General features: G+C 41.7%; 1 protein-coding gene. It reads right to left on the reverse strand.

The features are described 5' to 3' along the window. Positions 1 to 989: ArsO family NAD(P)H-dependent flavin-containing monooxygenase (locus tag SE27_RS13150; RefSeq protein WP_455550029.1), on the reverse strand; the 989-nt coding region annotated here is incomplete at its 3' end. Positions 990 to 1061: the final 72 nt, after the last annotated feature.

Consider the following 1061-nt stretch of genomic DNA (forward strand, 5'->3'; position numbering starts at 1 on the left):
GCCATACCTGTCCAATCTCCATATCCAACTAACCACAAGTTAGGTAACTTAATAGACCTTCCATTTTGAACTTCTACAAAGTTATCTCGCTCTACTATATCTATACTTTTTAGATGATTTAATGAAGCCTTAAATCCAGTACACCAAATAATCACATCAATTTTCTCTTTTTTTCCATCTGGCCAAATAACTGCATCTGTAGCTAAAGATTGAAAAGGTGGACGGCTATGTAAGACTCCTCTATTCTTTGCCTCTTTGACACTATCGATCATCACAATATCACCTAGGCCACCTATTGGCTGGTCAACTTTTCTTCCTTCTTGTTGTACTTTTAAACGCTCAGTTGCTCTTAAAAACAGTACTCGACCATCGACATCATCAGGTAAAAATTGAGGCGGAGTTTTTGTGACCCAAATGGTTTCAGCAACTTGTGAAACCTCAGCTAGTATTTGCGCGCCCGAATTCCCCCCACCCACCACGATGACTTTCTTATCTTTAAATGGATCTGCATTCAGGTAATGGGCTGAATGTAACTGCGTGCCTTGAAAGTTTTCCTGTCCCGGATAATCAGGAATAAACGGCTGGCGCCATGTCCCTGTTGCACTGACCACCACCTTGGCTCGCCAAAACTTTTCTCCAGCATATACGTCTAAATACTTTCCCTTCGATTCCACACGATCGACATGTACTGGACGAACAATCGAAAATTGATATCTCTGTTCATAAGCCGATAAATACTGGATCACCTCATTTCGTGTTGGATAGGTCTGTTCAGTGATGGGCATCATCCAACCGGATAGAGAACTCCAGGTATTAGGAGAAAAAAGACGCAATGACTCCCAGGTATGCAGCCAGGCACCCCCCGCTTGATTTTGCTCATCCAATATAATGAATGGGATTTTCTTGCGCTTTAAAAAATAAGCGGTAGATAAAGCGGCCTGCCCACCACCGATAATGATCACATCAGTTTCAGTCTGTTTCTGGTTCAAAGCCTTCACCTTTTCCTTATTTATCTCTGACTTCTTTAATGTAAAAACCCAATCATGAAGACTGGGTTTTTA

This window comes from Acinetobacter harbinensis (assembly GCF_000816495.1).
Lineage (GTDB): Bacteria > Pseudomonadota > Gammaproteobacteria > Pseudomonadales > Moraxellaceae > Acinetobacter > Acinetobacter harbinensis.